The 20,020-nt window shown below is 65.4% G+C and carries 22 protein-coding genes; 8 read left to right on the top strand and 14 right to left on the bottom strand.

Going from position 1 to position 20,020, the window contains the following annotated elements; genetic code table 11:
• Window positions 1-13 precede the first annotated feature (13 nt).
• Complete coding sequence (gene mazG, locus RE429_RS11500) at window positions 14-847, bottom strand: nucleoside triphosphate pyrophosphohydrolase (RefSeq protein WP_414470909.1); 834 nt, start codon at window positions 845-847, stop codon at window positions 14-16.
• A gap of 102 nt (window positions 848-949) precedes the next feature.
• Between mazG and RE429_RS11505 the strand changes: the two genes are divergently transcribed.
• The 3 genes from RE429_RS11505 (at window position 950) to RE429_RS11515 (ending at window position 3,275) form a co-directional block, all read left to right on the top strand.
• On the top strand, window positions 950-1,381 hold the full coding sequence (locus RE429_RS11505; RefSeq protein WP_414470910.1) for an OsmC family protein: 432 nt from the start codon (window positions 950-952) through the stop codon (window positions 1,379-1,381).
• A 314-nt stretch (window positions 1,382-1,695) separates the two neighbouring features.
• Window positions 1,696-2,274: an Hsp20/alpha crystallin family protein gene (locus tag RE429_RS11510; RefSeq protein WP_414470911.1), complete on the top strand. Its 579-nt coding sequence runs from the start codon at window positions 1,696-1,698 to the stop codon at window positions 2,272-2,274.
• A gap of 167 nt (window positions 2,275-2,441) precedes the next feature.
• Window positions 2,442-3,275: a universal stress protein gene (locus RE429_RS11515; protein WP_414470912.1), complete on the top strand. Its 834-nt coding sequence runs from the start codon at window positions 2,442-2,444 to the stop codon at window positions 3,273-3,275.
• A gap of 102 nt (window positions 3,276-3,377) precedes the next feature.
• Here RE429_RS11515 and RE429_RS11520 read toward each other — a convergent pair whose 3' ends face one another.
• Entirely contained in the window at window positions 3,378-4,370 is a 993-nt protein-coding gene (locus RE429_RS11520; protein WP_414474177.1) for a zinc-dependent alcohol dehydrogenase family protein, read from the bottom strand.
• 53 nt (window positions 4,371-4,423) lie between these two features.
• The gene (locus RE429_RS11525; RefSeq protein ID WP_414470913.1) at window positions 4,424-4,705 is read right to left on the bottom strand and encodes a hypothetical protein; all 282 of its coding nucleotides are present in this window, start codon (window positions 4,703-4,705) and stop codon (window positions 4,424-4,426) included.
• A 261-nt stretch (window positions 4,706-4,966) separates the two neighbouring features.
• Here RE429_RS11525 and RE429_RS11530 point away from each other — a divergent pair, with 261 nt between their 5' ends.
• A complete protein-coding gene (locus RE429_RS11530) occupies window positions 4,967-5,164 on the top strand; it encodes a hypothetical protein (RefSeq protein WP_414470914.1) in 198 nt (65 codons plus the stop codon).
• Here RE429_RS11530 and RE429_RS11535 read toward each other — a convergent pair.
• Both RE429_RS11535 and RE429_RS11540 read right to left on the bottom strand, forming a co-directional pair.
• Complete coding sequence (locus RE429_RS11535; protein ID WP_414470915.1) at window positions 5,145-5,438, bottom strand: hypothetical protein; 294 nt, start codon at window positions 5,436-5,438, stop codon at window positions 5,145-5,147. The genes RE429_RS11530 and RE429_RS11535 overlap by 20 nt on opposite strands.
• Window positions 5,439-5,620: 182 nt before the next feature.
• Window positions 5,621-6,286, bottom strand: a complete 666-nt coding sequence (locus RE429_RS11540) for a transglutaminase-like cysteine peptidase (RefSeq protein ID WP_414470916.1) — start codon at window positions 6,284-6,286, stop codon at window positions 5,621-5,623.
• A 324-nt stretch (window positions 6,287-6,610) separates the two neighbouring features.
• On the opposite strand from RE429_RS11540, the gene RE429_RS11545 reads away from it, so the two are divergent.
• Window positions 6,611-7,219, top strand: coding sequence for a hypothetical protein (locus tag RE429_RS11545; RefSeq protein WP_414470917.1), 609 nt, complete (start codon window positions 6,611-6,613; stop codon window positions 7,217-7,219).
• Window positions 7,220-7,340: 121 nt separating this feature from the next.
• On the opposite strand, the gene RE429_RS11550 is transcribed toward RE429_RS11545, so the two are convergent.
• Window positions 7,341-8,399: a methyltransferase gene (locus RE429_RS11550; RefSeq protein ID WP_414470918.1), complete on the bottom strand. Its 1,059-nt coding sequence runs from the start codon at window positions 8,397-8,399 to the stop codon at window positions 7,341-7,343.
• 65 nt (window positions 8,400-8,464) lie between these two features.
• Window positions 8,465-9,031, bottom strand: coding sequence for a hypothetical protein (locus RE429_RS11555; RefSeq protein WP_414470919.1), 567 nt, complete (start codon window positions 9,029-9,031; stop codon window positions 8,465-8,467).
• Window positions 9,032-9,206: 175 nt separating this feature from the next.
• Between RE429_RS11555 and RE429_RS11560 the strand changes: the two genes are divergently transcribed.
• Both RE429_RS11560 and RE429_RS11565 read left to right on the top strand, forming a co-directional pair.
• Window positions 9,207-9,647 (top strand): c-type cytochrome, encoded by a 441-nt coding sequence (locus tag RE429_RS11560; RefSeq protein WP_414470920.1) that lies wholly within the window; start codon window positions 9,207-9,209, stop codon window positions 9,645-9,647.
• Window positions 9,648-9,806: 159 nt separating this feature from the next.
• Complete coding sequence (locus RE429_RS11565) at window positions 9,807-10,886, top strand: IS4 family transposase (RefSeq protein ID WP_414470626.1); 1,080 nt, start codon at window positions 9,807-9,809, stop codon at window positions 10,884-10,886.
• On the opposite strand, the gene RE429_RS11570 is transcribed toward RE429_RS11565, so the two are convergent.
• The 7 genes from RE429_RS11570 to RE429_RS11600 all read right to left on the bottom strand — a co-directional run bounded on the left by RE429_RS11570 (window position 10,776) and on the right by RE429_RS11600 (window position 18,788).
• Complete coding sequence (locus RE429_RS11570; protein ID WP_414474178.1) at window positions 10,776-12,509, bottom strand: DHA2 family efflux MFS transporter permease subunit; 1,734 nt, start codon at window positions 12,507-12,509, stop codon at window positions 10,776-10,778. The two genes, RE429_RS11565 and RE429_RS11570, sit on opposite strands and share 111 nt — an antisense overlap.
• A 62-nt stretch (window positions 12,510-12,571) precedes the next feature.
• Window positions 12,572-13,441 (bottom strand): SAM-dependent methyltransferase, encoded by an 870-nt coding sequence (locus tag RE429_RS11575; RefSeq protein ID WP_414470921.1) that lies wholly within the window; start codon window positions 13,439-13,441, stop codon window positions 12,572-12,574.
• Window positions 13,438-14,634, bottom strand: coding sequence for an FAD-dependent monooxygenase (locus tag RE429_RS11580; RefSeq protein ID WP_414470922.1), 1,197 nt, complete (start codon window positions 14,632-14,634; stop codon window positions 13,438-13,440). Before RE429_RS11580 ends, RE429_RS11575 begins: the two co-directional genes overlap by 4 nt.
• Complete coding sequence (locus tag RE429_RS11585; protein ID WP_414470923.1) at window positions 14,592-15,305, bottom strand: methyltransferase domain-containing protein; 714 nt, start codon at window positions 15,303-15,305, stop codon at window positions 14,592-14,594. The genes RE429_RS11580 and RE429_RS11585 overlap by 43 nt, the downstream gene beginning before the upstream one ends.
• Before the next feature lie 42 nt (window positions 15,306-15,347).
• A complete protein-coding gene (locus RE429_RS11590; RefSeq protein ID WP_414470924.1) occupies window positions 15,348-16,430 on the bottom strand; it encodes a type III polyketide synthase in 1,083 nt (360 codons plus the stop codon).
• 106 nt (window positions 16,431-16,536) lie between these two features.
• On the bottom strand, window positions 16,537-18,174 hold the full coding sequence (locus RE429_RS11595) for an adenylate/guanylate cyclase domain-containing protein (RefSeq protein WP_414470925.1): 1,638 nt from the start codon (window positions 18,172-18,174) through the stop codon (window positions 16,537-16,539).
• A gap of 164 nt (window positions 18,175-18,338) precedes the next feature.
• Complete coding sequence (locus tag RE429_RS11600) at window positions 18,339-18,788, bottom strand: DoxX family protein (protein ID WP_414470926.1); 450 nt, start codon at window positions 18,786-18,788, stop codon at window positions 18,339-18,341.
• A gap of 240 nt (window positions 18,789-19,028) precedes the next feature.
• Here RE429_RS11600 and RE429_RS11605 point away from each other — a divergent pair, with 240 nt between their 5' ends.
• Window positions 19,029-19,991 (top strand): diguanylate cyclase, encoded by a 963-nt coding sequence (locus RE429_RS11605; protein ID WP_414470927.1) that lies wholly within the window; start codon window positions 19,029-19,031, stop codon window positions 19,989-19,991.
• The last annotated feature ends 29 nt before the right edge of the window (window positions 19,992-20,020 follow it).

Here is a 20,020-nt window from a genome sequence, read left to right on the forward strand (position 1 = left end):
ATGTGGATTCGTCCTAGGCGCCGCGCTCGGAGCGCTTCGCCTGGACCCAGAGATCTTCCATCTCTTCGAGAGAGGCGTCGTCCAGCCTGCGCCCTTGCCACTTCAGGCCCTCCTCGACCGCTCCGAACCGGCGCTCGAACTTGGCGTTCGTCCGTCTCAGAGCCGTTTCCGGATCGATGCCGTAATGGCGGGCGAGATTCGTCACCGAGAACAGAAGGTCGCCGATCTCATCCTCGATGCGGTCTCGCTCGCCGCTTGAGGAAGCATCCTTAACCTCTTCGAGCTCCTCGTGAATCTTGTCGATCACCTGGGCAGCGTCGGGCCAGTCGAACCCGACTTTCGCCGCCTTGGCCGTCAGCTTCTGGGCACGGGTCAGGGCGGGCAGGGCCGTCGGAATGCCGCCGAGAAACCCGGCATCGTGCGGCTCCGGAGCATGGCCCATCGTCTCCCGGGCGCGGTGGCGCTCGCTCTTTTCCTCCCGCTTGATCGCGTCCCAGAGCGTCTTGACCTCCTCCGGAGCCAGATCCTTCGCCTCGCCGAACACATGGGGGTGGCGGCGGATCAGCTTGCGGGTAATGGCCTCGACCACATCGGGAAAGGCGAAGGCACCTTGCTCTTCGGCCATCCGGGCATGAAACACGACCTGGAGCAGCAGGTCGCCCAGCTCGTCCCGAAGGTCGGCCAGATCTCCCCGCTCGATGGCGTCCACGACCTCATAGGCCTCCTCGAGCGTATAGGGGGCGATGGAGGCGAAATCCTGCTCCAGATCCCAGGGGCAGCCTGTCTTGGGCGTACGCAGGGCTGCCATGATCTCCAGGAGCCGTGCGATATCTGAAGAAGGCGTCATATCCGGGCTGTCCTTGTTGTCGTGGCGCTTCATAGCCCGATTCCAATAGGGAATCAGGACAAAAGATGATCAAAGGCCTTTTCGAGTTGGGAGACGGAAACGATGAAAGCACGGGTCAAGCTGGTCGACGGCATGATGTTCGTCGGAGAATCGGGCAGCGGGCACGCGGTCGTGATGGACGGGGCGCCTGAATATGGCGGCCGCAACCTCGGCATCCGGCCGATGGAGATGCTGCTGATCGGCCTGGGCGGATGCACGGCGTTCGACGTGGTGCAGATTCTCCGGAAGGGGCGGGAGGACGTGACCGATTGCGACGTCGAGATCAGCGGCGAGCGCGCCGAGACCGACCCCAAAGTCTTCACGGCGATCCACATCACGTACCGGGTCAAGGGGCGCAAGCTGGCCCCGGCGAAGGTCGAGCGCGCCATTCAGCTCTCCAAGGAGAAGTACTGCTCGGCCTCGATCATGCTCGGCGCTTTCGCCAAGATCACCTATGACTGGACCGTCGTCGACGAGACCTCCGCCGAGGCGTAAGTTCCGGAGCATCGGACGTGAAAAGCGGATTTGCCCTTTTGGGATTCCCTCCGATGCTCCGTTGTCGGAACGAGCGCATCGGGGGCCGTGCGGACCCTTCCGATGTGTTGCGGGCGATCGTCGCACTTAGACCGAATCTCCATTCCGCGCCGGTCGGCGGAGGATTATGATCTGCTTCGAACACCGGGCGCTTTCGCTCACTGTCTCGGGCGCAAGTGCCGGATTCGCGATCAGCCGATCCGGGTCGCATGGCCCTTTTCCGGGCACGATGATCATCACCCGCGGATCTCCGGCTGACGATGGAGGAACGCACGATGGCCCGCAATCCGATGACCCCCTACCGCCCCGGCGGCGGAATGTTCGCAGGCGACCCCTTCCTGTCCCTGCATCGCGAGATGAATCGCCTCTTCGACGATGTCCTGCGCGGCAACAATCTTCCCGCCGCGCCGGGCGGTCAGGGCGATGTCGGCAGCTTCGTCAATGCCAGCATGAACGTGTCGGAGACCGACAAGGAGATCCGCGTGACCGCGGAACTGCCGGGCGTCGCCGAGAAGGACATCGACGTGAGCCTCGACGACGACGTGCTGACCATCCGGGGCGAGAAGAAATTCGAGCGCAAGAACGACAAGGAGAACTTCCACTTCGTCGAGCGCTCCTACGGCACGTTTCAGCGTTCGGTGCGTCTGCCCTATCGGGTCGACCCGGAGCAGGTGCAGGCCAGCTTCGAGAACGGCGTCCTTACCGTGACGGTTCCGAAGACCGAGCGGCAGGAGCGCTCCCGGCGCATCCAGGTGCAAGGGCGGGGTTCGACGGATCAGGGCGCCGGTGGCGGAGCGGCGGGACAAGGGCGGTCGGCAGCGAAGGATCAGTCGGAGGACACCAAATCGGGCTGACCGCAGCTTGGAGCATCGAACGCGGGAAGTGGGACCCGGTTTTGCATTCGATGCTCGAGAACGGAGACTGACAGCATCGGATGCGGGGTCGATGTCACGTCCGATGCTGCAGAGTGTCAGGCGCGGGACACATGGCCGTCGTGCCCGGTGCGCGGAGGACAGGAGCGATGCTCAGGGACATCATCGTGCATCTCGACGGAGGCCGTGAAGACGAGATCCGGCTGGAGCATGCTCTCGCCATCGCGGCAGCGGAGCGCGCCCATCTGACCGGTCTTTACACGAACCAGTTGCCCGAGCTCACGCTCATGGTGCCGATGGACGGCAGCGGGGCCGCGATCGAGGTTCTGTCCGAGCTCGAGGACAGAGCCCGCCAGGAAGGGGATGTCATCGCCAAGCGCCTGGCGGAGAAGCTCTCCGGCCTCGAGGTCCCGAGCGGGCTTCGCCGGCTGGACGACACCTTGGGCGGCTTGCTGGCTCAAGTGGTCGAACAGGCGCGCTGCGCGGATCTCTTCGTTACGACACGGCCCTATGGCGAGGCCGGAGCATCCGTCTGGTCCGGTCTCGTCGAGGCCGTGCTCTTCGGCAGCGGCCGGGCGCTCCTGCTGGTGCCGCCGGGCCAGCATCCTCAAGGCCCGATCAAGACCGTTCTCGTGCCGTGGAACGGAAGCCGCGAAGCGACCCGGGCTCTCCGGGAAGGATTGAGCTTCATCGCGCAGGCAGACCGCACGATCGTCCTGGTGGCCGATCCTCCGGCGGATGCGGATCCGGGTGCGGAGGTGAAACGGCATCTCGCCCATCATGGCGTCGCCGCCGAGGTCGCGACGGTAGAATGCCGGGGCCGCTCCGTCACGGCGGCCATCCTGGAAGAGGCCCGCCGTCTTGCTGCCGATCTCGTCGTCATGGGAGGCTACGGCCATACCCGGTTCAGGGAACATGTGTTCGGCGGTGTGACCCGTGACATGCTCACCGCCTCGGATCGCCCGATCCTGCTGGCTCATTGAAATCGGGAGCCTTGGGGAGAATCTTGCGGAAGGCCCTGTCCGGGGATCCCGTTTGGGTCGGGGAGAGCGCCCGCCTCACCCGACAGTCGAAAGGGCTTGGCCTCAAGGGCGATCCGGGACCAGAACCGCCGCGCCGCGGAACCGGCCGGCTCTGAGGTCCGCGAGGGCCTCGTTGGCCGCCTCCAGCGGATACGGCACGGTTTCCGTCCTGATGCGGGCTTCAGGGGCGACGGCCAGAAACTCCCGGGCGTCCTGCCGGGTGAGATTGGCGACCGACCGGATCTGCCGCTCCTCCCATAAATACCGATAGGGAAACTGGGGAATGTCGCTCATGTGGATCCCGCCGCAGACGACCCGGCCGCCCTTGTCCACCGCCTGCAGGGCCACCGGGACCAAGCTCCCGACGGGCGCGAAGATGATGGCCGCATCGAGCCGCTCGGGCGGCGTCTCGTCCGAGCCCCCGGCCCAGACCGCGCCGAGCGAGCGGGCGAAGTTCTGGGACACATCGTCGCCCGGGCGCGTGAAGGCGAAGACGCGCCGTTCCTGCCAGGTGCAGACCTGCGTGACGATATGGGCCGCCGCCCCGAAACCATAGAGGCCGATCGTCCTGGCGGGGCCGGCTGCGGCGAGAGACCGCCAGCCGATCAGTCCGGCGCAGAGCAAGGGAGCGAGCGCGATTGCGTCCTCCTCCTCCGGCAGCGGAAACGCGAAGGCGGCGTCCGCGACCACGTGGGAGGCGAAGCCGCCGTCCCGCGTATAGCCGGTGAACAGGGGCGCGTCGCAGAGGTTCTCACGGCCCGAGGCGCAATAAGGGCAATGACCGCAGGTATGACCGAGCCAGGGAACCCCGACGCGCTCTCCGATCCTGAACCCGCCGGTTCCCTCACCCAGCATGTCGACCCGTCCGACGATCTCGTGGCCCGGGACGACCGGGAGCCTGGGCCCGGGGAGATCGCCGTCGACGACATGAAGATCCGTGCGGCAGACCGCGCAGGCTTCCACTCGCAATCGAAGTTCGCCCGGAGCGGGCGAGGGCAGGGGCCGCTCCTCGCAGACGAGCGGTGCGCGCACATCCCTCAGGACCATGGCCTTCATGAAGCGGGCCTGTGTCATATGGCGCGGACCCTCCCGCGAACGGCCCCGGCCTCCTATTCGAACCCGGCCCTCATCCGCTCCTGAAGAGCCGTGAGCTCTTCGACATAGGGCGCGCGCTGCTCCTGATGGCGCAGCAGAAGCGCCGCGACCATCGTGCGCTTATGGTCTTCGCCGGTCGGACTGCGCCTGATGCGCTCGAGGTCCTTCTCGCAGGTGAAATCGATGTCGGCCAGATCGGCCAAGAGCGACTGGAGCTGCGGCAGAATGTCGGGCGGATACATCCGCTCCGGCCTCGCAGATCCCTGAATACGCAGGTGCTCCACATCCATCGGCATGGCTCCCTCCGTTGTCTTCGCGATCCTGAATCACTGTCGTTCGCGTTGTTAACCTACGTTAAGAGCAAGATACTTTGTTCAACGTAGGGCACCTTGGCGCTTGGCGCTCATCGGATCCGGACAATCCCGGATCCTCGATGCTTTTCTCCGGCAGGGCCTTGACTTCGATCAATGCCGCCGAAGGATAGGGTGCCAGGATTATTCCGGACGCGGATCGGGTGCCGTGCCCGCATGGTACTCCACCGCTCAGGGAGAAATGGCATGATGTCCTGGATCGTCCGTCTCCTGATGGCCGTCGCCGGAATCGGAGCGGCCTGGATCGTCGCCGAGGATGCGCCGAACTTCGGAATCGTTCAGGCGATGATCGCACTCCTGCTGGTCACCTTCATCGTGGCCGTGCTGGCCCTCCGGCCGTCCCGTCGAGCCTCCGACCGCGACCTTACTCGGAAATCCCGCTGACCGACGCGCGATCGCTCGCCGGCGACGCCGAGGCGTTCTCGGCTTCGGTGGCCTGCGGCTTCGCCGTCACGGCCTGCGCCTGCTTCGGCTCATCCGGGGTCGCAGCGCTGCCGCCGCGCTTGGCTCCCGACCATTTGTAGGCGAGCCAGCCCAGACCCGAGACCAGGGCTGCGAGAACGACGAGGCCGGTGCTGGGATAGTCGCGGAAATTGATTCGTCTCCCGGCTGCGAGATCGTCCAAGCCGGGCTCCGTGTCATCGTGGCTGCTGGGCATGGAAGATCCCTCATCCTGCAAGCTCCATATTTAGGAGCTCCGCCGCGGAATGTGAGCGGCAAGCCTCGTTTGTTTTTCAAGTCGCCGATCTTCCGGGCGTCCCTTTAAACCCGAAGCGGGAATAAACCCGAAGCAAGAATCCCTGGCCGACAGAGCCGGCACGGCAGGGCAGGCTAGAGGCGTCAGCGGCCGGCGGTGACGGTCGGTGAGACGAACGCTCCACCAAGAGAGGCCCATGTCGAGCCCGTGTCGCCCTCGCGCTTGACATAGGTATAGCCGGTCTGGTGCCACGGCAGGACCGCGTCGCGCTTGTTGTCGAGGATGAAATCGCCCCGGTTCGTGCGCACCATCATGACCGCATGCCCGGCGCCTTCCTCGTCGATGACCACGGTCATCCGCAGGGCCCGGCGGGGAAAGCCGGCCTTGACCAATTGCCTGCGCTTGACGAGCTGGTAGTCCTCGCAATCGCCATAGCCGTCTTCGGCGAAATCCCAGCGGTCCTCGACGCCCCAGTGCTCCTGATCGGTCATCGGCTTGATGGCGGCATTCACCTGCCGGTTGACCTGCACGAGAACTTTCCAAACCTGTGGGGTGAGGGTGATCGTGGCGGGCTCGGAGGGGTCGACCGCACATTCCTGCGGCGTTTGCTGGCAGAAGCGGACCCATCCGGCGATCGGCTTGGCGTTGCCGACCTTCGCGACGGGCTGTGACGCGACCGGCAGAGCCGCCAGGGTCTGGGCCTGACCGGCGGCCGCCGCGGCGGTCAGAGCCAGGGCGACCGCAACAAGCCGACATGTAATCTTGGAAAAAGGCCGAACGTTCAGAAGCCTGAAGAGAGGTTGCCGCATTGCCCCCGCCGACGTGTCGTTAAGGAATTGTTCATCTTCATGACACGGCAGAGATGGCGGATTCAAGGCAGGAGTTAAACATCGGTTAACGTTGCGGGCCAGGTTCCGTTCCAGAGATCGAAACCGCAGGGTGGAGACCCAATCGCCAATCCCCCGGCCGGTTCGACGCAACGCGCCGTGGACGGACCCACACCGGATCGATCACGAATGCGTGCGGGCCGCGTGCCATGCCTATTGAGACATTGACGGAATAACCGATGGAGCGATCGTGTGGGACGCCGGAGCACCCGATGGTCAGTCATGCCCCAGCCGAGGAGAGTCCCCATGAGGTCATCCCTGATCGGAGTGTTCTTCGCTCTGACCACCCTTCCGGGCCTCGCCCAAGGTCCCGCCCAAGGTCCCGAGGGAACACCCACCCGCATCCGCGGAACGGTCGAGAAGCTCGACGGCCAGACCCTTGTGGTCAAGACCCGCGCAGGAGTGGACGTCCCCGTCGGCCTGGCGCCGAACGTGACCATTGCGGCCGTGGAGAAGCGCAGCCTCGCCGACATCAAGACCGGCGACTACATCGCCTCGACCTCCGTGCGAGGGCCCGACGGCAAGCTCCGGGCCCTGGAGGTCCATTTCCTGCCGCCGGGGGCCGGCGAGGGGCAGTTCGCCTGGGATCTGGCGCCGGACAGCCTCATGACCAACGCGACGGTCGCCGGGATCGCGGCCGCCCCGCAGGGGCAGGCGCTGCGCGTCACCTACAAGGGCCAGGAGGCGGAGATCATCGTTCCGCCTGAGGTGCCCGTGGTCGCCTTCGTGCCCGGCGATACGAGCCTTGCGAAGCCCGGGGCGGCGGTTTTCGTCTTCGGCCAGAGGAAGCCCGACGGCTCCGTATCGGCGACCCGCGTCACGCTGGAGAAGAATGGGGTCAAGCCGCCCATGTGACGAGGGGAGCGCCGTCCCTGTCTTGCCCTTTGCCGCCCGAAGGATCGTCACAGGGTCCACTATCCTCGCCGACAGCCCTGAGCCGTGCAACTGGAGGCGCACCATCGCCGACGCCGCAGCCTCAACCGCGCCTTATGGCCGGGAGAAGAGCGGCACCCGGCAAGGTCTTGAGCCAGATCGGCCGCAGGATGCGCAGTCCCGCGGACCGCTGCCATTCCTGAATGGCGGCGACCGACCATGTGCCGGACGTGCTCGTCAGAGCGAAGTAGACGTCCAGCACCGCTCCGAGCCTCCGGCTCGGCCGGTTCGCTTCGGCCGGCGATGCGATCCGGATGGCGTCCACGATCATGAACACCCCGCCCGGCCTGAGGGCTCGGGCTACCTTCCGGGCCAGCCGGAGATTCTGCTCCGCATCGAAGTGGTGGATGAGATTGGCGAGGAGCACCGCGTCATAGATGTCGGTCCCGAGATCGTCATCGAGTGCATTGCCGGCCACATGAACCACCCGGCGTCCCAGGCCCTCCCTGGACAGGATCTCGGCCGCGGCGGGAATGGCCTCCGCCAGTTCCAGGATCGTCGCCGTCAGCTCCGGATGGCGGCGGCACATCTGGACCGAGTAGAAGCCGTGGGATCCGCCGATATCGAGCATGACCCGGGCCCCGTCGGGCAGACGGGCCCGCCAGGCCACTTCGGTTGCCGGCGCCGTCGAGAAATCGCGCATGCCCCACTGATAGCGGCGCCACTCATCGGGGCTGAGAGTCCTGTGCATGTCCCGGGCTTTCCCGTCGAAAAGCCACTGGTCGAAACCTTCCGTCCAGCGCCATTCGATCTCCTGGAAGTCGAGCTTGTGCACCAGCGTGTGCGGGCTGTCGGCAAGCAGCCATTTCCGGGACAGCCGGTTGAGCTCATAGAGCCGGTTGCGATACCCGAGGTAGCCGTGGGCCAGAAGGGCATCGAGCACCTTGCCGGTCGCGCGAGGATCCGTGCCGCGCGCGGCGGCGATCTCCTGGGCCGTGCGCCCGCCGTCCTGCAAGGCTTCGAACAGGCCCGCCCGGGAGGCCGCCATGATGATCCGGGCGAACTGGAACGCGGCCTGTGTGTCGGCCAGTGGCTTCGGGCCGAGATTCAGCCTGAGAGCCAGCCACTCGATGACGGTTTCAGCATGAGCCCCTAGCCGCATCGCGCCTCACTCCTCCGGCAACCGAGACCGATCCGTCGATGGGGCGATCTCGTGCCGGTCCGGTATCATTCGACTTTCTTCGGGATGACCTTCATGACGAGCAGCGTGCTCGCTTGCTGGCGCAGGTCGATCACGTAGTCGGCGGCACAGCCACTGTCCTCGCCATGGCCGGACCTGTGGACCTCCGCAACGAGCCGCGAGACCATCGCGCTGCGCCGGTCCGCCGGAAGATCGGGATCGAAGACGATCATCGTGGCTGTCAGAGCGGTGAAGGCATCAGTGACGATCACATGAGGCTGAACGGCGGGATGTCCCTTCAGGATATCCGCCGCGAGGACGATCCTCGCGATCCGCACGTCCGATGGCTGACGATCCCGGCCGATGACGAGAACCTCGACGTGGATGGACGAGAAGAGGCACCATGCCGAAGGGGGATCGGAGGAAGGGGTATCGCCGCATTGCTTCGCGTTGAACCGAAGGTCGGACCCGGTTTTCTCCAGGACGCCGTTGACGGCCGTGCCGTAGTCGCCCGGCGCCCTGGAGAAGGGATCCGCCTGGGCAAGTCCTGTCGATCCCAAAGCTGAGAGCAAACCCCAAGCGATGACCACCGCTCGCTTCTCGACCTTCGACAAGACAGCACCCGGCTCGTGTCCGGCCTCAAGCATACGACCAAAGGCGTGCCGCCGGGAGCGCCACGGATCGCTATCCGATGCGCCTACCTCCTATGCGTCACGCCAGGATCCCGAACCTCCGTAGTAGTCTTGGCGCGGATGGGAGCACGGGAGTCCCGAACAAGGGATTGGGATCATGCGCAAGATGGTTCTAGCTGCGGCGGGCCTGCTTATGGCGGCTGGATTCGGAGCATCGGCCCAGCAGGATGAACCTATCCGCCAGCGCCAGGACCTGATGAAGAACAACCAGGAGCAGATCCGATTGCTGGTCGGGATGTCGCGCGGACAGGTTCCTTTCGACGCGGCACGCGCCCAGGCCGCCCTGCGGCAGGTGGAGCAGAATGCCCGGCGGATCCACGCCTTGTTCCCACCGGACTCGCGGCAGGGGAAGACCGACGCCCTTCCCGTGATCTGGGAACGAAAAGCCGATTTCGACGCCCGGGCGGCGAAGCTCGAACAGGATGCCGGAGCGGTCCAGGCGGGGATTACGGATCAGGCCAGCTTGCAACCCGCGCTGCAGCGGATCGGCCAGACCTGTGGCGGCTGCCACGAGACCTATCGTCGAAAGACGACTTAGAGCCTCGAACGCAAAAGTGGGAACCGGTTTTGCGTGAAAAGATGCTCAAGACCACCAACTTACAGCATCGGACGTGAGTGCGACCACAGTACACGACAGTCTGGTGGTGGACGGTGCGATCTGGTGGAGTAGCGGATTCTTCGCCAAAAGGATCCTGCTATGCCGATCTGTCTTCGCACCGCCCTGATGCGGACTTTAGCGCCGCACCTGGGTCTGAGCCAATCCCGTCTGGAAACCGCCTGCCTGTTTCTGGTCGCGCTGATCCAGGGCCGCACGGTCAACCTGACCCATGTCGCCAGCCAGTTTCCCGGACCGGCCCGCTATGCCTCGAAATACCGTCGCCTGCAACGCTTCTTCCAGGTTGTGCGCTTCGACCAAACGGTGGTGGCCGCCCTGGTGGTCCGCATGCTCAACCTGTCGCGGCCGAAATGCCTGGCGCTCGACCGCACGCACTGGAAGATCGGCCGCCGCGACATCAACATCCTGGTGCTGGCCATCGTCACGCGCCGCTTCCGGGTGCCGCTGCTGTGGAGCGTTCTCACCCATCCGGGCAACAGCACCAGCGCCCAGCGCATGGCCCTGATGCGGCGCTATCTGGCCCGGTTTGGGCCCGACACCATCGAGCTGCTGCTGGCCGACCGTGAGTTCATCGGGGCCGACTGGATCAAGTTCCTGATCGACCACGACATTCCGTTCGCCATCCGGGTCAAGGAGGACTTGCGCCTGGCGCTCGCCGACCGGCAGCTGTGGTCGATCCGGACCCTGTTGCGCACCAAGCGCGCACGCCACCTCATCCACACCGTCGACGTGTTCCTGCCCGACCACCCGACCCCGCTGCGGCTCGCCGCCCGCCGGATCAAAAGCGGCCAATGGCTCGTCGTGCTGACCAACCGCACCGATCCGCGCCGGGCGTTGCAGACCTATCGCCGGCGCTGGGCGATCGAATGCCTGTTTGCCGAGGCCAAGACGCGCGGCTTCAACCTGGAGGATACGCACCTGGCCGATCCGGGCAAGATCGAAACCTTGACCGCCCTTCTGGCGCTCACCATCACCTGGGTTTACGCCACCGCGTCGCGCACCATGGGGCTCAAGGCCATCCCACGAAAAGTCCATGGCCGGCGCGCGAAGTCATGGTTCCGCACCGGCCTCGATACCCTCAGGCAGGCGCTCTTCAACACCCCTCACATCGCCGCAAACGCATGGACGGCAAAATGTCCGATCAGGCTCAAAGCAACATGAGTCGTGTACTGTGGAGTGCGACGGCACGTCGGATGGGTGACGGCCGTCGGTCTCGATTCTGCCTTCACGCGTGATGCGCGACCCGGCCTTGCGCCGCTGCCGGAACGCCACCGCTCCGGCCAGAAGCGCTCCCGCCATCGCGAAGGCCGCAGCCAGGAGCCAGGCCTCGTCGATGGCGAGGGTCAGGGCCGCTTTCTCCACGAACGGTTTCAGGAATGCCTGCACGAGGGGACTGTCCGGTGGAGGATGGGGCCCTGCCAGCAGATCCGGAGACAGGCCCATGAAGGCGGCTGCGGATCGGTCGCCGGCCACGAGCCGGTCGACGAGATCCTGTCCGTGCCCCGCCACACGGGACCAAATGACCGTGTCGATCAGCGCGATCCCGATCGCGCCGCCAAGATTGCGCATCAGATTGAACAGGCTGCTCGCGTCCGGCACCTGCTCAGGATCCAGATGCCCCAGCGCCAGCCGTGTCGGAGGCAGAATGCACAGCATGATGGCCGAGCCACGGATCACCTGGGGCCAGAACATACCCGCGAAGTCCGTCTGTGGCGTCTGGTCGGCACTCAGCCACAGGCCTGCGCCGAACAGCGCGAAGCCCATGGTGGCGAGAAGGGCCGCGAACCCACGCCTCTCGATCCAGACCGTCAGCGGCGCGGCCACCAACTGGGCGCTCCCGGTGACCAGCATGACGATGCCGATCCGGAGCGGGCCGTGCCCTCTGACGAGGGCGAGGAACACCGGCATGAGATAGACCGATCCGTAGAGCCCGATGCCGAGCAGAAAGCTCAGGATGCATCCGACCGCGAACCGATCGTCGGAGAAGAGCGCGAGATTGACGAGGGGCCTCGGGCTGCGGAGCGTCCGCACCGTGAAAGCGGCGCCGAGCATGAGACAGAGGGCAAAGGCCAGAAGGACGAAGACGGACCACCATCCCCGCTTCGGAGCCTCCTTCAGCCCGATCTCCAGGGCCGCCAGCGTCATCGCGACACATCCGACCGCGATCCAGTCGAGGGCCCGGAACAAAGATGTTTCGGATCGCTGCCGGGGAAGGCAGATCGCACCGACGAGAAGCGCAACCGATCCTGGCACGACATTGATCAGAAACAGCCAGTGCCAGGAAAAGCGGGTGGTGGTCCACCCGCCGACCACGGGGCCCAGCGTCGGGGCCAGGACCGCCAGGACGCCCGCGATGGTCGTCGCCAGCCCCTCCGCCCTGCGGGGCAGCAGGAGGAAAACGGCGGAAAACACCATCGGAATGAGAGTGCCGCCGCTGAAACCCTGCACGATGCGCCATGCCGTCAACGATGCGAAGCCGGAACTCGCGGCGCATCCGACCGACGCGAGAGTGAACCCGCCGATGGCCAGCATGAAGAGCCGGCGGAACGTCAGGGCCCGGATGAGCCAGCCCGTCAGCGGGATCGAGATGACCTCCGCGATCAGGTAGGCCGTCTGGATCCAGCTCATGCGGTCGGGGGAGATGTCCAGGGCGGAGCTGATCGCCGGCAGGGACGTCGCGACGATCTGGATGTCGAGGATCGCCATGAACATGCCGAGGGCCATGGCCGAGAAGCCCACCCAGGCCGCAGCGGAGGCATGGTCCGTGGGGTGAAGGAGGGCCATGGACGGAGAGACGGGCTGAGCGCCACCTACAGCCAATAGCGATGACGTGCGGCGGGACATCGTCATCGGACCGGCAGCCCCTCGTCCCGAGGTTTATGCGCAACCAGCAAGCCGTAGCGCATGGAGCCTGTCGCGTATGCCGCCCGGATGCGTAAGAGACTCAAGGCAAAGACGCGGTTCTTCGCACGGGCGTCCAGCAGATAACGGCGATAGCGCCGATCGGTCAGAAGCAGCCTGGCCACACGTCCGGCGCAGATGGTCCATGTCCGCTGCACTTGTGCGGTAAGATCATGAAACCTGTCGATTTCGAACCCTGCCGTGACGGCCCATCCGCGATAATCGGCCTCCGTCCCCATGCTCGCGAGCCGCCCTTCGCGGCAGATCGGCTCGAGGAGGTGGCGCTCTTCCCAGGGCGTGGCGCCGGTTTTCGCGAGCCAGGCGCAGACGCCGAGCCTGCCGCCGTCTCGAAGCGTCCGAAAAGCCTCGTCGAAGAAGCCCTGCTTGTCGGCCATATGCTCGGAGCTTTCGATGGCGATGACGCAGTCGAAGGCGTTCTCGGCAAACCCGTTCTCCAGCCAGTCCCGGCGCAGGAAGCCGAGGAGGGGGGCTGCGTCGCTCCGGAGCCGCGCATGCTTCATCTGTTCCGCCGAGAGGGTGACGCCCGTGACATGAACGCCGAAACGCGTCGCCAGATACTCCGCCGTGGCGCCGTAACCGCATCCGACATCGCAAAGACTCTGTCCGGGTCGCAGAGCCAGCTCTTGCGCCAGATGGTCTATCAGGGCCTCGACGGCGTCGGCCGGGCTCTCCCGGCCCGTGAGCCAAAGCCCATGATGGACATGGTCTCCCCAGACCTCACGGTAAAACGGATCGAGTTCGTCGTAGTGTTCGGCGACCGCCTGAACCGTCTGGGGCACTCTCGGGATGATCATGGCGGAACCAATGCTCGCTGAATGGCGCCCGGCCGCAGGCGGGTGAGTGCCGCGATGGACCTCAGCGCGCCGGGCCAAACCTGAAAGGCCCTGACGAGTTTCGGCTGACCTTTGGGCCAGCGGCCCGCATCGTGAATCACGGACGCAAGCCGGATCTGCCCGCGGACATGGCGGCGCACCTCACGATGATACATCGCGCTTTCCCGGCCGTGCCGCAGGTAGATGGAGGCCGCCATGAAGCCGCTGTGCAGCGCGATCGCCATGCCGTCGCCGGTGAAGGATGGGGTGACGGCCAGTTGATCCCCGAGCCGGAAAAGACTCTCCGGCTCAGACGGCAAGGGGGCATGGATGAAGCCATAAGGAATGCCGAAGATCGCCAAGGGGCGAGGCATCACGGCCGCGGCTCCGTCGAGGCGGGACGCCATGGGAGAACTGCCATTGCCAATGAACTCGAGGAGCGTGTCCCAGCGCTTGCCGACGCCCTCGAAGCACTCCCGGCCGACCAGAAGACACAGATTTGCGAGGCCGCCCTCGACCATCTGCAATCCGGCGTAGCCTCCCGGGAAGAGCACGATCTCGACCGTCCCCTCGAGGGCCGATCGCTGGGCCGGGGCGAGAACAAGGTGTGTCTTGAATCCGATCATGTCGTTTCTGGCGCCAGTGGTCACGCGCTTGCCTCCGCGCAGATCGTGCTTGCCCGTCGCCAGGAAGAGCGCGCTTGCCTGAAACGGATCGCCGGTGGAGCGGTCGACGCGCCAGCCCGCCCGAGTGGGTCCGATGCTACGGACCGGTGCACCACGTTCGATTCTGGCCCCGCTCTCTGCGGCCGCCCTCAGGAGAGCTTCGTCCAGGCTCTTGCGCGAGAGGCCTCGCGCCCTGAAGGGCAGGGCGGCCCCGGCGACCGTCCGGTTGCACATGATCCGCACGGATGAAATCGTGCTGGCTCCCAGGCGATCAAGATCGACTCCGAGACGAGCGAGGTAGTCCTGCGCCTCGACGCTGAGGAACTCGCCGCAGACCTTGTGGTGAGGTTCCGCGCTCCGCTCCATCAGCAGAACCGGACGACCCGCCCGAGCAAGCAGGCAGGCTGCCGACGACCCGGCCGGGCCCCCGCCGACAATCGCAACCTCCTCCATGCGCTCGCCCGGCGTCATTTCAGCCGGCTCACGCATAACCGGAACGGCATATGCCACCGGATCCTCACGGCTGAGAGGTCGAGGCCCGCGTCACGCAGGATCAGCTCCCAGTCGGCGCGGCGGAAGCTGCGTGCGATCGACACGGGGCCGTCATGCCGGACAAAGCGGTGCCATCCCGCGAGCCGGGAGAGAAGGCGGAACGCATGAAACGGAATGCCATGCCGGTGCAGATCGGCGATGAACCAGCCGCGCACAGCCGCGTGCTCCATCCATCGGATGAGGCGCACGAGCTCGTCGTGAGTCATGTGATGCGCGGTCTGGGAACAGACGATGAAGTCGATCGGCCGATCGGAGGTGAACTGGAACACGTTGCCAATGCGGAAATCGATCTGGGCCTCCTGGGGCGTTGCGGCCCGCGCGATCGTCTCGCTGTACGGATTCAGATCGATACCGATCAGCCTCACATTCCTTTTTCTGCGGCGGCTCCACTGATGAATCCGCCGCAGGAGGTCGCCATAGCCGTAACCCACGTCGAGAACGGTCACCCGGTCCGTGGGACCCATATCGCGCGTGGCGCGATCAAGCCACGCCAGGATCGGGCGGTGCGTCAACGTCAGAACGTTGACGCGCGCGAGATCCTCGAGGCACGCCCTGTAATCCTCGAGCGAGACGCTCTCGGTATCCATGAGTTCCGTCTCGTCGCTGCGCCGGCTTAACCCGATGCCCATGACGTCCTACCCTTTGATGACGTCCTACCCTTTGGTGACGTCCTACCCGTCGAGAGCGAACCTGAAGGTCTCCGCCACGAGTCCCGGTCCGAACGCCATGGCAAGTCCTCGCGCCGGTGAAGGCGCGTGCTGCATCATGCGCTTGAGAACGAACATCAGCGTGGCCGAGGACATGTTTCCGAACTCCCGGAGCACGTCTCGCGACCAGCGCAACGCATCGGGACCAAGGCCGAGACCTTGCTCGACCGCATCCAGGATCGTGCGCCCTCCCGCATGGACGGCCCAAAGATCGTAATCATCCTTGCTTTGTCCGCGCAGGATGCCCTGGTCGTCGTTGCGCATCATCTCCTGCCGCAGAGCGCGCGCGATCTGGGGAGGGACCTCGCCGGAGAGACTCATCTTGAAGCCCGAATCCCCGATTTTCCACGTGATCAGCTCGCCTGTGTCCGGGATCGTCACGACCCGAAAGTCCTTGAGCGCAATTCCTTGCGGCCGGGCCGTAACGAGACTGACGGCACAGCCGTCTCCGAACAGGAGAGCGCTGAGAAGCACTTCGAGTTCGGGCGTTTCCTGGAGGTGCAAGGTGCACAATTCGAGATTGACCACCAGGACCTTCGCCGAAGGCTCGGACCGGACGATATGATGCGCAACCTTCAGAGCATTGACGGCCGCCGCGCATCCCATGAAACCGACCAGCGTCCGCTCGATGGATGGGTTGAGCCCTAGACGATCGACGAGCTGCTGATCGAGCCCCGGCGCGGTAAAGCCCGTGCAGGACGCCACCACTAGGTGGGTGATGGACGCCGGGGCCTCGTCGAGGTCGAGGGATTCGACGCCGCGCTGAGCGAGATCCACGGCGTGAGCCTCGAAATGAGCCATGCGGGCACCGGTGCCGGCGAACCGGCACATCTGGTAGAGGCCCTTCCGGTCGACCTCGGCTTCCGGATTGTCACTGGGCTCCAGGGTCGAGTAGCGATGGTCGATGTCGGCCCGCTGCACCATCCTCTGGAAGAGGAGACGGGCCCTTCGATCCGGCAGAATTTGATCGGCGAAGTGGATAAAGGTTCCGTGGACATCGTATTCGGGAACCGCCGTACCGATCCGATTGATGTAGGCCACTGTCATGTCGCACCTGAGCACTATCCCGGGGTCGAATGAAAACACCGGTCGTCCTCGAAAAATTCGATCCACCGAAGAAAAGACCCTCACGTCCGTGTGATCGATCCGGGCCTTATCGGCGCTTAGCGAGAGCCCGCGCATCGGGGATGACCCAGACGTCGAGGGGCGCCGTGCGTCCCCGCATGGTGAGGGTCTGGCGCCGGGATCCGGCGAGGTCGAGCTTGGCGCGTTTTGCCAGTTCGTCGGAAACCACGAGTTCGGCATCGAGGTCCTTGGCGAGCGCCTCCAGGCGGCTTGCGGTGTTGAGCGTGTCTCCGACGGCCGTCAGATTCGTCGCCCTGCCATAGCCCATCTCACCCACGATGGCCGGCCCGACATGAAGGCTGATGACGATTCTGAGGGGCTGATCGAGCTCGCTGCCGTAGGCTGCGTTCAGGTCCGCCACTCCCTGGCTTATGCGCAGGGCCGCCCCGAAGGCCTGCCGCGAGGCCTCTTCCGGATCCGTCCCCAGGCCGAACAGGGCGAGAGCGCCGTCGCCGACAAATTTGTCGAGGTGTCCGCCGGTCTCCTCGACCGCATGACCGACGACCTCGAAGTATCGGTTGAGGATGAACACCGTATCGAACGGCAGGCGTCGTTCGGCCAGGCTGGTGAAGCCGCGCAGGTCGCAGAACAGGACGGCGATCTCGCGCTCCTGCCCGCGCGCCGCCCGGCTGTTTCCGGCAGGCACGGTGAGTCTGGTCCGCGCCGCCGAGAGGACCGGTACGACGGAGAGGTCGTGGGTGGGCCGGAACTGACAGGCAAGCCTCACATTGGGCCCGGCTTTGATCCGGGCCAGGGTCGCCCGTTCCGACGATGTCGGATCGGGTTGGCCCTCGAGCCCGTCGAGGACACGCACCCGGCAGGTCGAGCATCGGCCGCGCCCGCCGCAGACGGACGGGTGCGGGATCCCGGCCATGCGGCTGGCTTCGAGGACACTGAAGCCGCGCGGGACGCTGACGACCCTTCCTCCCGGATAGGTGATGCGGATGCGGCGGGACCAGTTTCGCGACACGCGGATCGCCCGTGCCGCGAGGGTTGTTCCGATCGAACCTGCGAACGCGAGATAAAGGCCGGTGCGGATTTCGGACAGGATGGCGGGGGCCGAGGACGGCTCAGGGGCGTTCAGCAAGTCCGGGTTGTCGGCGATGGCCCTCCCGGCCTCGGCGAACCCGAGCAGGGCCAGCAGCGGAACGATCAGGGCCCCCGTATAGAGACCGAGGGCGTACCGGCCAAACCAAGGCTTGGGGCGGAGCCAGAAGTAGATTCCAAGGCATCCATGCAGCCAGGCGATCACGAGGGCGATGCCCTGGCGGATGCCGATTTCCGGCGCACGGATCCACAAATTCCGAATGACTTCAGGGTAGCCTGCCTCCCGTCCGGTGAGTGCGAGCTCGATCCGGGTCCCGGTTACGTGCGCGACAAGGAGAAACGGCAGCACCAGGCCGAGCGTCAGCTGGGCGGCCTCCCGCAACGGCATCCGCAACGTCCGGCGGCGGTAGAGCGCTTGGAGCGCCAGCAGGAAATGCACGAGAAGCGCACCATAGAGCAGGACCGTGCCGGTCGGGTTGCGCCACACCGTGTTGAACCAGCCGCGCGCTTCCTCCATGGCCCCGATCGAGACGAGCCCGAGGGCGTGGTTGCCGAAATGGGTGATCAGGAAGGCCCCGAGCACCAGGCCCGAAGCCAGACGCACCTCACGCAGCCGCACGGGGCTCTCGAATGGGGGCGGACTGGAGCCTTGGCGTGCCGGGAATGAACTCATCGGGATGGCCGCGTGCGGAAAAGGAAGACAAAGCGCAATGTGTGGCCTGAGCAGGGCAACGGGCAGGCGGCCTGGCTGATATCCTCCGCCCGTTCGCTGCTCATGCCGACTTACTCGGCCGGCGCCATGGTTTTGCGCAAACCCTTGCGGGATCCGAGATAGTTCGGAAGGCTGAATGCACCTGCCCCGCTGACGAAGTAGAACAGCAGACCGCCGACGATGGCGAGGTTCTTGAAGAACTGGGTCTGTTGCTGTGCCGCCTGAGCCGCATCGGGGAAGGTCCAGAAACTATGGCTGATCAGGCTTGCGACGAGGGTGAAGCCGATCAGGAGAATGGCGGTGAGCCGCGGCGCGACGCCTAAGATCAGCGCAAGGGGGGCGAGGATCTCGGCCGCGACCCCGAGCATGGCAAGGAGGTCGGGATAGGGCAGTCCCTTGCCGGCCAGCATCGCCGTCAAGCCGGACAGGCCGAACAGCTTGCCGATCCCGGCGGGAAGGAAAAGGGCTGCGACGGCCAAGCGGGCGGCCAGCAGGGCCACATCGTTCGTGCGGGTGATCATGAATTCTCCGTGACGGATGATCCGTCGGACAAGCGGTACGGCACTGCGCTTAGCCTGGTCCTGCGGCATTGGGGGAGACACAATCATGTGAGACGTCGGACAGGGCTGCAGATCGTGCTTTGCAAACGTGCAAGCCGATGAGGGGAGCCTGGAACCAAAGAGGCGAACGGACAATTCAGCACTGGACCCGTTTCCAGATCCGCAATAGCTAGGTGTCCTTCGCCCTCTCCCGCAGCTCCGATGAACGTGTTTCCCTCAGATCCCGATAGCGAGGCCCTCCGTGGCCTGGTGGGCGCGCTCACGGAGAGTGGCCAAGCCGTCTCCCTCTACGATGCCGAGGATCGGCTGCGCTACGCCAACACGACGTACCGGGACCTGTTCATGGGAGACTATGACGGCCCTCTGACGTTCACGGACATCCTCCGCCACGCCAATCGGAACAGGCTCGGGGTGCGGATCGACGACGACATCGAGGCCTTCATCGCCCGAACCCTGCCGCGGCGTCGCAGCCCGCGCCGGAAATCATTCGAGACGGACCTGGTCAACGGCCGGTGGTTCTGGATCGAGCACACGATCCTGCCGAATGGCTGGGTCCTTTCGGTCGGGGCCGACATATCGACCCTGAAGCACAACGAGAAATCCCTGCGCCAGGCCCACGAGGCGGCCCTCGTGGCCGCGCGCACCGATCTTCTGACCGACTTGCCGAACCGGCGCCACATCCTGGAGCACCTGGACGAAGCGCTCGTGGTGGACAAGCAATCCGCTTCGGGGCTGTGCGTCGCCATTATCGACATCGACCACTTCAAGGCCGTCAACGACACGTACGGGCATGACGCCGGTGATGCCGTCCTCCGGCACTTCGCCCAAGGGTGTCGCGAGAGGCTGCGCGACCGGGATCTCCTCGGCCGGATAGGAGGCGAGGAATTTCTGCTGCTGCTGCCGGGTATCAGGCTCAGCGACGCCGTCGGCATCATCGACCGGGTCAGGGCAGGTTTCCCTCCCCATAACCTCCCCGACGACGCGCGGGACGTGCGGTTCACCTTCAGCGCGGGCGTGACGGAAGCCCTTCCCCACGACGACCGGAGCTCCATTCTCTACCGGGCCGACCGCGCCCTGTATGCCGCCAAGGCGGAGGGCCGGAACTGCACCAGGATCCGCTTCGAGAACGAGATTCCGCCGTTGCGCGGGGAGACTCGGTCCTGACGGGATCGCCAGCCCCGATAAGGCTCATC

It is taken from the genome of Microvirga sp. M2 (assembly GCF_047497095.1).
GTDB lineage: Bacteria > Pseudomonadota > Alphaproteobacteria > Rhizobiales > Beijerinckiaceae > Microvirga.